This is a genomic window from Dyadobacter ginsengisoli DSM 21015 (assembly GCF_059568735.1).
This window is the reverse complement of sequence record NZ_JCANTY010000001.1, coordinates 57,949-73,840: the sequence shown is the minus strand read 5'-3', so window position 1 is coordinate 73,840 and position 15,892 is coordinate 57,949. Positions and strand designations below refer to the sequence as shown.

The 15,892-nt window shown below is 50.9% G+C and carries 8 protein-coding genes; 1 reads left to right on the top strand and 7 read right to left on the bottom strand.

Annotated elements, in window-relative coordinates:
• Window positions 1-15: 15 nt before the first annotated feature.
• The 3 genes from BP71_RS00255 to BP71_RS00245 form a co-directional block, all read right to left on the bottom strand.
• Entirely contained in the window at window positions 16-3,417 is a 3,402-nt protein-coding gene (locus tag BP71_RS00255) for a TonB-dependent receptor (RefSeq protein ID WP_496375364.1), read from the bottom strand.
• 175 nt (window positions 3,418-3,592) lie between these two features.
• Window positions 3,593-4,669 (bottom strand): FecR family protein, encoded by a 1,077-nt coding sequence (locus tag BP71_RS00250; protein WP_496375362.1) that lies wholly within the window; start codon window positions 4,667-4,669, stop codon window positions 3,593-3,595.
• 141 nt (window positions 4,670-4,810) lie between these two features.
• Window positions 4,811-5,395, bottom strand: coding sequence for an RNA polymerase sigma-70 factor (locus BP71_RS00245; RefSeq protein ID WP_496375360.1), 585 nt, complete (start codon window positions 5,393-5,395; stop codon window positions 4,811-4,813).
• A 290-nt stretch (window positions 5,396-5,685) separates the two neighbouring features.
• On the opposite strand from BP71_RS00245, the gene BP71_RS00240 reads away from it, so the two are divergent.
• Window positions 5,686-6,552, top strand: a complete 867-nt coding sequence (locus tag BP71_RS00240; protein ID WP_496375358.1) for an AraC family transcriptional regulator — start codon at window positions 5,686-5,688, stop codon at window positions 6,550-6,552.
• A gap of 200 nt (window positions 6,553-6,752) precedes the next feature.
• Here BP71_RS00240 and BP71_RS00235 read toward each other — a convergent pair whose 3' ends face one another.
• The 4 genes from BP71_RS00235 to BP71_RS00220 form a co-directional block, all read right to left on the bottom strand.
• On the bottom strand, window positions 6,753-7,838 hold the full coding sequence (locus tag BP71_RS00235) for an endo-1,4-beta-xylanase (RefSeq protein WP_496377738.1): 1,086 nt from the start codon (window positions 7,836-7,838) through the stop codon (window positions 6,753-6,755).
• 28 nt (window positions 7,839-7,866) lie between these two features.
• Window positions 7,867-9,789, bottom strand: coding sequence for an alpha/beta hydrolase-fold protein (locus BP71_RS00230; protein ID WP_496375356.1), 1,923 nt, complete (start codon window positions 9,787-9,789; stop codon window positions 7,867-7,869).
• 115 nt (window positions 9,790-9,904) lie between these two features.
• Window positions 9,905-13,948, bottom strand: a complete 4,044-nt coding sequence (locus BP71_RS00225; protein ID WP_496375353.1) for a hybrid sensor histidine kinase/response regulator transcription factor — start codon at window positions 13,946-13,948, stop codon at window positions 9,905-9,907.
• A 114-nt stretch (window positions 13,949-14,062) separates the two neighbouring features.
• Window positions 14,063-15,880 (bottom strand): RagB/SusD family nutrient uptake outer membrane protein, encoded by a 1,818-nt coding sequence (locus BP71_RS00220; RefSeq protein ID WP_496375351.1) that lies wholly within the window; start codon window positions 15,878-15,880, stop codon window positions 14,063-14,065.
• Window positions 15,881-15,892 lie beyond the last annotated feature (12 nt).

Below are 15,892 nucleotides of genomic sequence, written 5' to 3'. Positions count from 1 at the left end.
GTCAAGTTAAATTCCCTAGAATGTCACATTCAAACCAATTCTAGCAGTTCCTGAAACCGGGTAGGTCCTGAAATCGTCGCCCATCGTAGTCACCCCATACGAATTGGACACTTCCGGGGAAAAGCCTTTGTATTTGGTCAGATAAAAAGGATTGGTTGTGTTCGCGTAGATTCTCAGGCTTGAAATCTTCCATTTCGCCAGCGCTGCGGGGTTTAATGTGTATCCCAATTCAATGAACCGGGCCTTGAAATAATTGCCATTGGCAATGGTAAAGTCCGACTGCTGGGATGTGGAGCTGTTGAATGCATACCGCGGAATTCCGGTGTTCGTATTCTCCGGTGTCCACGAATTCAGCCATTCGACGTTCAGGTTGGTAAGACCCGAAGCCAGAAACTGATTGCGTGTGCTGTTGTTGATCTTCCCGCCAAAGCTGCCCATCAGATCGGCCGTGAGGTCAAATCCCTTGTAGGAAGCGGTGAGTGTGATGCCGCCAATGAATTTGGGATGTGGCGATCCGATCTCGGTTTTGTCTTTGACATCAATGAACCCGTCACCATTCAGGTCCTGGAAAAGCAGATCTCCCGGTTTCAAACCCGGCCAGAATTGCTTGCCGGCAACACCCGACGTGGATGCCGCCCTTTCATTGAGCTCGTCGATCTGCTGCTGGGTTTGAGCAATGCCTGCCGACTTATAGCCATAGAATACGCCGATCGGAAGGCCCGCTTTCGACATATGCGTAGAAGGGACCATCCAATCGCCGGTGTAGACGGTCTGGCCCAAAAAGTCAAGCACCTTGTTTTGATTGGCCGTGCCGGTCAGTCTCACGCCATAGTTGAAATCACCGGCATTGTCCTCCCAGCTCACAGTAAACTCGTACCCCCGGTTACGCACCGTACCCGCATTGGAAAAGCCCGCGGAGGTCAGGCCCGTCGAATTGCCCGGTATAGGCAATACCAGAAGCAGATTTTTAGTATCCCGACTGTAATAATCCGCTTCAATTTTCAGGCGGTTCCCGAGCGTGGCAAATTCAAGACCCAGATCAGTCTGCTGGGAAAACTCCCAGGTAATGCTGGGATTGGCCGCCGTGGTAATGGTTGCATTATTGTAAAATACGCCGTTGAACACGCCATTGTAAGTAGGCTCCTGATACAACGTACTGTAAGTCTGATAATTGGAAATCTTATTATTCCCGATTTGTCCCCAACTGCCGCGCAATTTCAGGTTATTGATCCAGTGAACACCTTTCAGGAATGCTTCTTCCGAGGCACGCCAGCCCAATGCGACGGCCGGGAAGCTGCCCCACCGATTGCCGGGAGCGAATTTCGACGACCCGTCGGTACGGAACGACGCTGTGAGCAGGTACCGGTCCTTGAACGTATAATTGGCCCTCACCAGATAGGAAAGGATCGATTCGCTCGTGGGCAAGGCAGGATTTACGCTCAGGCTCGATGACGGCACGCTTTGGAGATACCGGTAGTCGGGCGCAGAAGATAATAAACCGGTCCCGGTGTAATTCAGGATATTGTAATCATAATTCTGCGACGTGTAGCCAGCGAGCAGGTTCAAATGGTGATCGTTCCCTATTTGCTTATCGTAAGTAAGGGTATTCTCCCAAAGCCAGGAATATTTGGTTTCAAACCCGCTGTCGAGCAAATTACTCGCCTGGATCTGGTTCGGGCTGGACACATTGAATGCAGGAACGAATGAATTGATTTTGTTCAAAGTGTAATCCGTCCCATAGCTGCTGCGGAAGGTCAGGCCTTTGAAAATTTCAAAGTTCAGGAATGCATTACCCACGAATTGCATCGGGCGGGTATGCACGTCTTTGCCGTAATACAAGGCGGCGTACGGATTGACAACATCCGGGTCCTGCCCTGCCGAAAAACCACCGTCAGCTTTCCGTACCGGTATCAGAGGCGATATCCTGTAAAGCGAATTGATTCCCCTCCCCCCGTTCCAGCCTGCATTTCCTTTGTAGTTGCTGCTCGAAAAAGACAAATTACTGCCCAGGGTAAGTCTGTTGCTGATTTTGTACTCATTGTTGGCACGCAGCGTAAGCCTGTCGAAACTGGTGTATTTAAGCACGCCATCTTCCTTATGGTACGATGCACTCACATTGTAGGTAACCCGGTCGGTACCACCGCCGACGGAGAGCTGGTAGTCGCCCACATATCCTTTCTGGACCGATTCCTTCGTCCAGTCGGTACCCTCTCCGAGCGTGTCGACATTGTAAAGCGGCGCTTGTCCGGCATTCGTTCTGAAAAGGTTTACCAGCTGTCCGTATTGCCTGGCAGTACCGACTTCATATTTACGGGTCAAAAACTGAAATCCATGGCTAGTGCTCAGATTGACGACAGGCTTACCCGTTTTTCCTTTTTTAGTGGTGATCAAAATAACACCATTGGCTCCACGCGAACCATAAATAGCCGTTGCGGACGCGTCCTTTAAAATTTCCATGGAAGCAATATCGCCCGGGGCCAGGTAAACGATGTTGTTAACCATCATGCCATCCACGACATACAGCGGGCCGGCGTCACCGTTCGTGCCTAGCCCGCGAATAAAAACCGTAGGCGCAACGCCCGGTCCGCCCTGATTGAGGATCGATACGCCCGGCGCTTTGCCTTGCAACCCCTCGGCTGCATTACTTCCCCCGATCTTGGTGAGCTCGGAACCTTTGATGCTGGTCACCGACCCGGTCAGATCCGACTTGCGCTGCGTGCCGTAGCCTACCACGACCACTTCTTCCAGCGATTTATCGTTGAATTTCAGGTCCACATTCACCACAGAAGCCGCGCCCAGCCTCACTTCCTGGCTTTCGTAGCCCACGTACGAAAATACCAGGATGGCATCCTGTTCGGGAACGTCTATCGAATATTTCCCGTCAACGTCCGTAGTAGTGCCTCGGTTAGTACCTTTCAGCGTGATGTTAACACCCGGCAATGTTTCCTTGCCCGCGGATGTGACCGTGCCCGACACCTTTTTTTCGATGATCCTGCTTTGCTCATCATCGATAGCAACCGCCTGCTGCGTTATGCCGTCAAGCGCGGCGCTCGGTTTGGCCAGTTTCAGTATGATCCTGTTTTTGACAATACGATAAGTAACATTATCGGGACTGAACATCAAATCGAGGATTTCGGACAAGGGCTTGTTGATGGCGGTCAGGGTCACCTTCCTTGAAACCGGAAGTAACTGTTTGCTATATACGAACTTGACATTCGCTGCCTGTTCGAGCTCCGATAGGATTTCCAGGATCTGTTGCTGTTGGGCTTCCACGGACACCTTCTTCATCAGAAGTTCCTGCGCGTGCGTCCTGCCGGCATTGGCATAGCTCGCCACAAGGATGATAAAGAAGAGTTGTAATGTTGACACTTTCATGATAGTCCACCAAGGGTCTATGATTTGTAGCCTTTTTTTCATTGCTTTACATTGTTTGATCAAGGTGTTGATTTAAACGATTCCCAGCATTTCATTTTTCCAGAATGAAATAGCCTCGTTTGCAGGTTTGGGTCTGGACCGAAGTATGTTTCCAGCATCTTCGGTCTTTCTTTTTTTGCTGATTTTATTCCATAGGGTCAAAGGTTTGGTGATACGATTATTCGGTAGGGCAGCCGTCCCCGGCGATTACGATCTTCTCGCCCGTCACCTCGTATTGTGCGCCGATGGCCCCGGTGAGGATGTCCAGTTTCTCAAACAGGGAGCCTGGCTGTGACACGTCGGCGGTGATACTGCAGTTTTTAAGTTTCGCATCTGAAAGCTCGATGTCTACCCCATAGGCTTTTTTCAGAACCAGGACAATGTCGGAAAGCGCAACATCCCTGAAGTTGAACTTCGTTTCGTCGATGGCTTTAATGACATCTTCAATGACAACAGGGTGCTCCACCAGCCCCGTTATCAGTCTTTGGGTTTGTGGAAAGAAGGTCACTTTCTTGTTCGGGGTCAAAGTCACCTCCTCTGCCCTGCCTGTCCTCTCGCTGTCTTCAACATTCTTTTGAACCTTGACGATTCCAGTCAAAACTGCCACCTCCACGCTTCCTTTCTGGTCTTGCCTGATGACAAAACTGGTCCCGACCACGCGTGTGATTATGTGGTTCGAATATACCAGGAAAGGATGCGATTTATCTGGTGTTACCTCAAACAGACCGTCGCCTTTCAGGTAAACTTTCCGCTGAGCCCCGGCGAAAGTTTGCGGGTAATACAAAACCGCTCCGGGATGAAGCGAAACCGTGCTGCCGTCGGAAAGCCTTACAACTTTGTTTTTATCATCCGAATTGATCGATTGCAGCATCCCGTCCATGGCGCTGTCGGGTACTTGTGCGATGATCGAAGCGGTTCCGGAGAACCGTTTGTAAGTAAAAAACGCGACCATCAGAACCAGGCACGCCGCGGCAAGCTTAACATAAACCGTCTGCCACCAGCGCCTGCCGGCAACGGGGACCTCCGCTACAGGCCTCTCATCGGCGCCCTGCCTGATACTCACCCACATTTCGTCTTTCAAACGCAGCTCCTGCTCGGTAGGCCCCTCCGAATGTTCAGTACGCTGCTCCGATCCCAGCGAATCGTACCAGAAGTCCATTACCTGTCTTTTGATCGGGTTAATGGTTCCTTTCTGGTATTGATCCAGCAGGCGGTAAAGGCCTTTCCAATTATTAACCATAGTGCGAAACTTCAAATAAGACGATTTATATATAGAAGTAGACGGACCGATGCAACAGCCACATATGGTTTTAAAAAATATTTGAAAAATTATATAAAAAAGGCAATTCCAGGCCTGATTGATTGGAATTTTACAGGTAGCCAAAAATGGCTCCGGCTATTTTATCCACAGGAGTAATGCAACCAGGAGCAGGATGATGTAGTCTCGCAGATAGACACGAAGGTTTTGCAGGCCCTGGGCGATGTGGTATTCTACCGTCCGGTGGGGAATACCGAGCAGGACGGTAATCTCGGTGTTTGATTTGTGCTGCAGCCTGCTTAATTCCAGGATCTGCCTGGTCTTGGGCGGCAGTTGATCAATGCAGGCGATGATAGCCTGGTTCAGGTCGTTGTAAGCAAGCTCCTGCTCAGTATCCCAGTCGGCATCCGAGTGACTGAACAGCAGGAAGTCGCGATGGTTCTTTCGGACGATCTCATGCTTGAAAAAGTCAAGCACTTTGAACTTGACAGCACTTAACAAATAATGGTCAAGGATTTCAATTTCCAGATCGGCATGTCTCACCCACAAGTCCAGAAAGATATCCTGCACGATTTCCTTCGCATTCTCGGTCACTTTCACTTTGCCCACCGCCACACGATAGAGCTTATGCCAGTAGCGGTCATAGATCTGCCTGAAAGCACCCTCGTCACCAGCTTTGAGCCCGAGCGTTAATTGAGAATCGCTGACAAAAGTGCTTGGCATAGGCGGGTTTACGCGGCGTCAGTTTTAGAAGAAAGCAATCAAAAATTAAACAATACAAAGGAATAATGTTTCTTAATGAAGATTTGGCTAAATTTTAACCAAACCTCATTCGATTTTACCATAGTTCAAATCTCCCCGTATTAGTAAGCTATCTTAGCATTTGATATATTTCAAGCCTTTTTTGTGTTTCTCAATCCAAATTTCAGGCTCAGGCGCTTACCAGAAGTCTCTTATCTACCCAAACGGGCTGATTGACGATGAAGTGACTGCGCCTAAAATCTTTCCTACATATGAAACCTCATATGCTGCAGGTTGCCACTGCGCCTAACAGGTCATTCAGTCTCAGACAGGAACTGATTCCCAACATCAATAGCCGGTGGCATTGCCATGAGGAGGTAGAGCTGATTTGCTTTCACAGAGGAAGCGGCACCCAGTTTGTCGGTGACGACATCAGGCGTTTCAATGCAGGCGACGTCGTATTGGTAGGTGCGAATCTGCCTCATTATTGGCATTACGACCTTGATCATCAAGATGAAACCCACCCGACACCTTTTTCCACCGTGGTACATTTCACCGAGAATTTTTGGGGAGAACGCTTTTTAATGCTCGCCGAGAACGCAGTCCTGCGAAATGTACTCGACAAGGCCAAACGCGGATTGTCGATCAAGGGGAAACCAGGCAATACCATCGCCGCACTGATAGAAAAGTTATGCCACGCAGAGGGCCCGTATAGGGTAATACTTCTGATGGAATGCCTGATAGCGGCGAGTCAGGCGGGGGAAAAAGGTGCTTTGGCCTCGCTGGGTTTTCGCTATGACAATCCCGAACAGGAAAACGAAAGAATTAATGCCATCTACAAATACACACTTACCCATTTCAATGAAAAGATCCCGCTGGAAAAGGTAGCTTCCATTGCAGGATTGTCGCCAAACTCGTTTTGCAGGTATTTCAAATCCCGGACAGGCAAGCAGTTTTCCCGGTTCCTGATCGAAATCCGGGTTGGAAATGCCTGTAAAATGCTGATCAACAATAATATGACAATCAAGCGGATTTGTTATGAAAGCGGTTTTCAAAATATCACCTGTTTCTACAGACAGTTCAAACACATCACCGGGAAGACACCGGCTACCTACCTGCAAGCTTTTTCAAACAGGTAATGCCGGCTGACGATCCAGGGAGGCAGCATGGAATATAGATTCTCAGACATAGTTACCACCTCGCTAATAAGCTAAGTTAGCCGGAAGCTCAAAGCGTCCGGCCAAAATACACTACCACATCTAACGTACATTTGCCAAGCGGCAAAAAAAGGCACGAACCTGGCACGCCATTCCAGGTCCGCCCGCGCCTACCGACGAAATCAAAAATCCACGATCTTGTTGAAATAGGCCTTCGGTTGAAGCTGTTCATCGAAAAGCAACGGGTAATCTTTCCTGCCGCGCACAGGAAAATTATCCAGCCATGTCGATTTGTCGGATACATTCCAGAACGTAACCCCGGTGATCGCTCCGCGATTCCTGCGCAACGTTCCAAAAATCATTTCATACTGCGCGGCCTGTTTGGAGAGAATTTCTGGCGTCAGCACACGCTTATCCGCTGCGGTCTTTTCCCGTCGGCCGTGCTCTTTCACGTGCACCGAAACGTCCAACTCGGTGATCTGAACAGCCAGGCCCAGGCCCGCAAACCTGCTGACCGACTCCTGCAATTCACTCGCGGAGGGCTCATACACAGACCAATGGCCCTGCAATCCGACGCCGTGAACAGGCACATTCTTTTCTTTCAATTTTTTAACCACCTGGAAAATCTTCTCGCGCTTGGCCTTGCTTTCGGTATTGTAGTCATTATAAAAAAGCTTCGCGTCCGGGTCGGCAGCGTGCGCGTATTCGAATGCCTTTTCAATATAATCTTCTCCGATGATCTCATAAAACTTTGAACTGCGGTAAATGGATGTTCCCGTGTCGGGAACTGCTTCGTTCACCACATCCCAGGCATATACCCGGCCTTTATAGCGGCTCACAACGTCGGTAATGTGCTGTTTCAAACGTTCCAGCAACACTTCGCGTGTCACTTGATTGCCCGCGCCGTCGGTGAAAAACCACGGAGGTGTCTGGTTATGCCAGCAAAGCGCGTGGCCGCGCACTTTCATGCCATTCTTTTGCGCGAACGCGACGATCGCGTCGGGCGCTTCCCAGGCATAGCGATCGGGCTCGGGGTGTATGGGACCCATTTTCATCGCATTCTCGGGGGTAATGCTATTGAACTGGCGCACGATCAACTCGGCCTCGGGCCCGGTCAGGTTCCTTGGCGCGACCGCCACACCTACCGGAAAATAGTCCTTGTACGCTTCCTTTAAAGTTTTCTGAGCCGATGCGTGGCCTGTTATCAGAAAGGAAATTCCGCAGCATAGAACAGAAGTCAACGCGACATGGAAATGATTTTTTGTCATCATCATCAATGATACATTTTACCTGAAATCATTTAAAGAGCACCTGGGCAAATTCGTACAGATCGTGCCGCCATACTGGCCAGGTGTGACCGCCCGGATATTCGCTATACTGGTAGCGAACACCGGCCTCGTCGTACTTTCCGAGCATGATCTTACAGTTCTGATAAGCAATATCCTCTTTCGCTCCCATGGAGATGCGCAAGTGTTTCAGGTTGGTGTTAATGGTACTGGTGTTGTTCTTGATCAATGCATAATGCGATTCGGACAGTGTCGGGTTGTTGGCAAACCATCCCGAGCTGAATACGCCCAGGTAAGCGAACTGATCGGTGTTTTTAATGCCTGCATATAAGGTTTGAATGCCACCCATCGACAGCCCCGCGAGCGCCCGTCCCTGCGCATCCGTACGGGCCTTGAAATTCGCTTCCACAAATGGCATTGCACCCTGTTTCAGTTCGTTCTCAAACATTTTCAACAAATTCTCATTAAACCCGGCGATACCGCCGCCACCGAAGTTGCCATCCATCATGACGATAAGCATTGGCTTGGCCTTCCCCTCTGCGATCAGGTTGTCCAGGATCAGGCCCGTTCTGCCCTGCATCGCCCAGCCGCGCTGATCTTCGCCCCCGCCGTGCAGCAGGTAAAGCACCGGCAGCTTCTCGGTCGACTGCTCATAGCCTGGCGGCGTGTACACATACATTTCACGCCAGGCGTTGGAGGCTTTGGAAAGGTATTTTTTCATGCGGATCTCGCCATGAGGTACGTCTTTGAGCGCATAATAACTGCCTCCTTTAAACGGGATTTCGATACCGCTGGCCATGCGGCCCATGCCGTAGAACGTCTCGCTGGCCGGGTCGGCCAATGCCACGCCGTCGATCAGCAGTGAATAGTAGTGGAAACCGGCACCGATCGAATCCGTGGTAACCGACCAGAAACCGGCCGTATCCTTCTGCATGTCATATTTTTTACCCAAATCCACCTGCACTTTCTGTGCGCCGGGCGCCTTGGTACGGAACACCACCCGGTGATCGGGCAGGATCTGCGGGTATTTGGCCGAGCGGATATTGGTTTCAGCCGGTGATCCGAGAACAGTGTATTTGTTCAGGATTTTGACATCCACCGGTTTGAAAAGGAATTGGGAAAACATAAATAACCCATTTTTCCAAACCTTAAAATCGTGCACACCGGGCTCGACGTAGTACACATGCGGTACATCGTGAGCGAAGAGATAGTCGTGCGTGCGTTTGCTGAATGTGATCAGGCGGTCGTCGTCCCCGCAGGAAAGCCACAGTAATTTCAACTTCTGCCGCGCTGCCGCCGGATCGGGAATCAGCTCTTCGGGCTTTTTGGTGTTAGGTGCGGATGAAAAGCCGCCCACCCATGCGAATTTGTCAAGATTGCCCAATCCGAAGTTCAGCGACTGGCCACCGCCCATGGACAGGCCCGCGATGGCGCGATGCTCGCGGTCGGTGAACACAGAATACTTGCTTTCGACAAACGGGATGAGATCGGTGAGCAGATCCTGCTCGAACGTGGCGAATGCAGTCACTTTGTCGGGAGCCATGATATTGCCGGTAGCACGGTCGTCTTTCATCGCGCGGCCGTTAGGCATTACCACGATCATCGGCTCGATCTTCTTGTCGGCATACAGATTGTCCAGGATCAGCTGCGGATTACCGCCTTTCAACCACTCCTTTTCGTCGCCGCCAATGCCGTGCAGCAGGTACAAAACCGGGTATTTGGTCTTTTTGGAATAACCGGGCGGCGTGTACACCAGCGCCTTCCGCGCCGTGCCTACGGTCTTCGATTTGTAGGTTACCGAATCGATTTTCCCGGCTGCGAGGCCTTGCCGCACGGCATCAAATCCCTTCGGCATTTCCATAGAAGCATTCTGAGCCCATGCCCAATTCAGGAACATGATCAGGCCCATGGTCAATAATAGTCGTTTTTTCATCATGTTAATTTTTTTGGTTGATTAGTTTATTGTTTTGTTGAAAACATCGGATCATTTCCTCTGTATTTCAGGCACTTAAATACCAAAAACGGTTGAATAAATTGCTTGTTCATTTTCACACCTCACGGATTGATTCACCATACATTTTCGGAGATACGCCGTACAGCTCCTTAAATGCCACTGAAAAACTGTTCAGGTTGGTAAATCCAACGGCAAAACCTACCTCCGAAACCGTAAGCCCCTTCGTATTCATCAGCTTTTCGGCCTGTTTGAGGCGAATGTTCCGGATCAGGTCCCGGGTCGTCATATTCGTCAGTTCTTTGAGCTTGCGGTGCAGGTGAACCCTGCTGATACCGAGGTCGTTTGCGATCATTTCGACACTCAGCGCCGGGTCTGCAATGTGCTTATCGATGAATATGTGGACTTTCTCCAGCAGCTTTTCGTCGGCTGCTTTGATGGTAATGCTGGAAATAAATTCTTCCTCGTACTGCTGTTCGTTTTCATTGTTTTTAAGGATCTGTCTGTTCCTGATCAGACTTTTTACGGTCTTGGATAATATCTGAAGGTTAAAAGGTTTGGTCAGATAACTGTCCGCGCCCATTTCGAGCCCTTCCGCATTCATCGATTCTTCCGTCCGGGCCGTTAGCAGCACGACCGGCATGTGGTTCGTCAGCGGATTGGACCGCAATTTTTTACAAAGGGCCATACCATCCATCACCGGCATCATCACGTCGCTGATCACCAGATCGGGTTTTTCCCGTAATATTCCTTTATACGCTTCTTCCCCGTTGGCATAAGTGAGCACTTCGTATTCGGTGGCCAGCTCCCCGGAAAGGTAATTACGGATTTCGCTGTCGTCGTCGACCACCACCACGCGTTTGCGCTTCCTAACCGGCGGCTCGTCTTCCCCGGACGCCCTGGCCATTTCGCGCGGTTCGGGTGTGAACAATGGCTCAGCCGGCGTCACGGGTTCGATCCGTTCGATGGGCAGTGTCGTTACGAAGCGGCAGCCCTGCTCCATGTTTTCCGCCCGGATGCTTCCGCCGTGCAGTTCCACCAGTTGTTTCACCAGGTACAAGCCAATGCCCGTCCCGTCACGATTATAAATCCGCTGTGCTTCCGATTGATAAAAGCATTCGAATATCCGCTCCGTCTCATGTTCATTGATAAATTGCCCCGAGTCCTCGATCGAAAGCACAAGCTCGTCGGCCTTGCCGACATGGGTTTTGATATTCAAAACCACCCTTACGATACCCTCTTCCGGGGTAAACTTGAATGCATTGGCCAGCATGTTGATCAGCACTTTATCGAAGTTCATCGGATCGATACGCGCCCAGATCGCAGCCGCGGGGAGGTCGAACAAGAACCGGACCCGCTTTGCGCTGGCCTGCTCATTGAACAACCCGCCGATCTCCCTGATAAAAGCATTCATATTCACACTGGAAACCTGCAACGACATCTGCCCCTTTTCGATCTTCCGAATGTCCATCAGCTGGTTAACGAGATCCAATATACGTTTTGTGTTTCTGGACATAATGTCGTAGATCCGCAAACGCTCCGAATCGTAATCCTGCACGATGAGTTTTTCCAACGGCGTAGCCACCAATGTCAGCGGCGTCCTGATTTCGTGCGCGATATTGATGAAAAAATCGAGCTTGGCTTCATTCACTTCTTCACGCTGCAAGTGAGCGAGCATTTCTTTCCGGATCCGGCGGCGGTTCCTGATCGTTTTAAAAACATACAGGAAAAGGACCAATGCAAGAAGCCCGTAACCCAGCATGGCCCAGGCCGAGAAATACCAGGCCGGGTGAATGACGATGGTCACCTCATTCACGGCCGAACTGCTCTTATCCGCCTGCGCTTTCAAACGGAAAATGTACTTGCCCGGCGCCAGGTTATCGAATGTAAGCCGGTTTGTTCCCGGCCGTAACTTCACCCAACCATTGTCGTTCATCGAATAAATGTAGGAGACCCGTTCGCCGTTCACGAAATCCAGGGTCGAGAATTCCAGGCCGAAAGAGTTGTCGAAATACGCCAGGTGAAATTCACGCGCCGCACTCACGGTTGTATCCACAATCATGTACCGCCCCGATTTCATGCCTTTTTTGACCGCCTTGTCATGAATGTACAAGTCGGCGATCCGAACGTCGAGTCGCTTGTCCGATACATGGATCTCCTCGGGCTTGAAGTGGGTAATGCCGTGGATCCCGCCAAAAAACAGGTCGCCGTTCTGCGTCTCCATCGACACGCCGGGGCTGAACTCGTTGCCTTGCAAGCCGTCGGCCGCGTAGAAATTAAGGAAAGAGTTGTTGGCCGGGTCCATTTTGGACATTCCACGGTTGGTACTTATCCACAAATTGCCCGCGCGGTCGGCCCGGATGGCGCAGATGAGATTGCCCGGCAGGCCGTCTTCCATATCGAAAGTTGTGATTTCCCGCGTCGACCGTACTATTTTTTTCAGTCCGTTGGCTGTTCCGACCCAGAGATTTCCCTGGTTATCGTCGAAAACGGAATAGACTACCGACCCTTTCAGCAACCGGTTGCCGCCAAATGTGGAGACAAAACTTTCCGTTTGAAGATCCAGGCAAGCCAGCCCGTCGAATGTGCCGATCAGCAATTTGTTGTCTTTCGTAGGTAACAAACAGTTGATCCAGTTGTTGGGAAGTCCATTGACGTCCGCGCGGTCGCCCTTCCGGGTTGCTGCGTTAAAATTCCTGAGCCCGCCCGTCATCAGGTCGAGGCAAAACAGTCCCGATCCCATCGAAGCGATCCAAAGCTGTTTGCGGGAATCTTCCTTGATATTGTGCACTCTTTGCACCTTGTCCCCGTTGGCGTCGGTGAGCTTGTCGAAGCGCGTGTACTTTCCGGTTTTGCGGTCGAGGCTTAATAATCCATTCAGGTACGAGCCGATCCACAACGTGTTTTGTGAATCTTCAAAAACCGTCATAATGTTGTCCGGGGCCGTCGTGCCTGGTCCGTTACTTCCATAATGCACGCTCTTCGTCGCGCCCATAGGCAAAGCATACAGGCCATCCTTGTCGGTCCCGACCCACACCGTGCCCGCCTTATCCTGCCCCAGGGCCGTCACGGCGCTGCTGCCAATTGAATTGCGGCTCGCAGAACGGCTTCCTATGTATCCGAACCGGTTATGATCGTCGGCCAGGAGGAGCAGCCCTTTCTGGTACACCGCCAGCCAGATATTGCCTGCCTTGTCCTCGAAAATCGATTTCAATTTGGATTTGCTCATGTCGAAACTGGCCGCAGAAGCATCCATATCGACTATTTTGTCGGAAGCGGGGTCGATCCGTTTGATACCCTCGCCATCTGTCGCGATCAGCAGCTGATTATTTTTACCGACCAGCAAATCGGTTACCGGCAAGTTGGTGCGGCCGTTATAGGGAATGGGCAAAAAACCGTCCTCCGACTGATCGTACCGGTACAGTCCGCTGCTCATATTACCGACGAACAGCCGGCCATACCTGTCCTGGCAAATGCTGGTCACTACATTGTTTTGAACCCCTTTGGTTTGAAAATAGGCCTTTTTATACCCTTTCCCAATCCTGTAAAGGCCTTTATCCTCCGTCGAAATCCACAGATTGAATGCATCGTCTTCAAATATCTTCACGATCAGATCCGTGGGAATTCCCAATTGTAATCGCTTCGCAAATAGCTTTGCGCCTGTTCTGACGATCTTAAATATCCCGTTGCCGGACGTTCCTACGAGGATTTCTCCATTCTGTCTCTGAAAAATCGTATGCACGTGTACGCCCGCCTTCTGCCCGTTGGCGAGATCGAACTGAATGGCGTGGAATGAGTCCGTAGGCGCGTCGTAATGCTGCAAACCGTCGATGGTGCCGATATACATGCTACCCGACCGGTCTTCGAAAAGCGTACGCAGCCAGTCATTGACGATGCCCGAACTGTCCCGCTTGTCGTGTCTGTAAATCTTGAACTTCACTCCATCGAACCTGCTCAAACCATCCTGTGAACCCACCCAGATGAAGCCACTGCGGTCCTGGTGGACATCCGTGACCATACTGCTCGACAGCCCGTGCTCGACGGTAAAGATTTTAACAGATTGCCCGGAAACGGCCGAGATGTATCCCAACCATAGGGTCAGGATGCATATTCGCCGCAGGATCCCATCGCTTTTATTCATAACAACTTACACTTTTTCCAAAAAGCAAAGCATATGGGGCGTGCTTCTTACTAGTGCACGCCCCGCACTGCATTAACCGCCAATGCCAGTCCGACGGAATTCAAAATAGAATGCTCAATATCCCGGATTTTGTTTGATACCCGGATTCTGATCCAGCACGTTTTGTGGAATAGGGCTCATGTATTGTTTGGGCTCGAATTTCACGGAATACTTCTTCTCCTGCTCCACGGTGTAAACCCAAACGCCGGAATTGTTGGCCGGTACCGAGTTGCGGATCACCATATTGTGACGCGGTTTGCCCATGACCTGGGCGGCCATTGCCAGCCTTTTGTTATCCAAGAAGCGTTTGTCTTCAAAACAAAACTCTACCCTTCTTTCCCGCAGGATAGCGGCGCGCATCTGGTCTTTGGTCAGGCCGGCAGGTAATGCGGAGAGTTCAGATCTCGCGCGGACTTTGTTGACAGCGTCATAAACCGAGGCATCGGGGCCGGAAGCTTCATTTTGGGCCTCGGCGAAGTTCAGCAGCACTTCGGCATAGCGATAAAAAACATAGTTCTGGCCGCTGGCGTCGCTGCCTGGCGCCGCGTCGGGATTCAGCCTTTTCCTTTGGTAATAACCCGAATCACCCACGTCCGTTTTGCCGGCCAGGTCGATTTGGTTGGTACGGTCGGGATTAGGATAGGTGGCGTCGATGCGCGTATAAATGGTGTCGACGCGTGGCATCCAGTCCTGCTTGTAAACCGCGCCGTCGTGCACGATGAAATCGTAAAAACGCTTTTCACGGTTCAAATAGGGCTTTTGTGGATTGTAGCCGGAGGTCGGGTCGGTAATGGGTTTACCGTTGGCCATCGCAAACTGGTCGACCAGCTCCTGGGTGGGATTGTAGTTACCCCACGATCGGTATTCACCCAAAACGTAAGTAGGTCCTCCCCTGCCCTCGTAGCTCGACCCCATGCCGGACACATTGGCCACCACCTGCCGGTCCCAGATCACCTCGGGGTTGTATTCGTTGCTGATGCGCCAGAAGTTTTTAAGGTCGGTGAAGAGGTTGTAATTTTTACCGTTGCCATATTCGTCGATAAACTGCTTGTTGGTTGCCGCAGCTTTTGCCCAGCGTGCCTGATCGGCATTTCCAAAGTGAACATATTTCCCGGGATCGGGCAGGTAAGGTGTTGCGGTATTGAAGAGCGGGCTCGCCCCGAAAAGTTCTACCCAACCTTTCAATGCCAGTGCGGCGCCCAATGTAGCCCGGCCGGCCTCCTTTTCGGAAGGGGCGTATTTGATGGTCAGAAATTTATTTTTAACCACCAAATCCAGTTCACCCACGATAAAATCAAACGTTTGCTGGAAAGTCCCGCGCGGTTTGAGCAACTCCTCAGGACTCATTTTGTTGCGGTCGAGCGGCTCGGTCAGGATTGGCAAACCGCCTACTTGCACAAAAAATTCACTGTAAAAAAATGCCCGCAAGAACCTGGCTTCGTCGATCCGCTTGTTGAAATACGCTTCCGAAAAATTGGCCTTATTCTCTGTCAGCTTCTGGATGAAGGTGTTGCATTTGCGGATTTTTACAAAAAATTGCTCCCAGGTATAACCGTAAGTTGGCCCCTGCGTGCCGCCCCAGGGGTTGTCGGTGCTGCTTCCCGGCACCTGGCACACGCCCTGGCGCCAGTTGGACGCCGTGTAATAATGGCTGATGTTATAATCGTCGGTATAGTAATCCAGCGACTCGGTTTGATTGAGCTTGTTCGGGATTTCGCTGTAAACGTCGTTCAGGAAAACATCTGCATTGGTCTCGGATTCCCATTGCGTCTTGTCGGTGAGATTTGCCTTGTTGACATTCTCCAAAAATTCGTCCGAATCGCAGGCTGTGGACAGGAAAAGCATGGTGATGCCCATCCAGCATATTTTGATATAGTTTCTGAAAACACTCATGATGATGGTCGT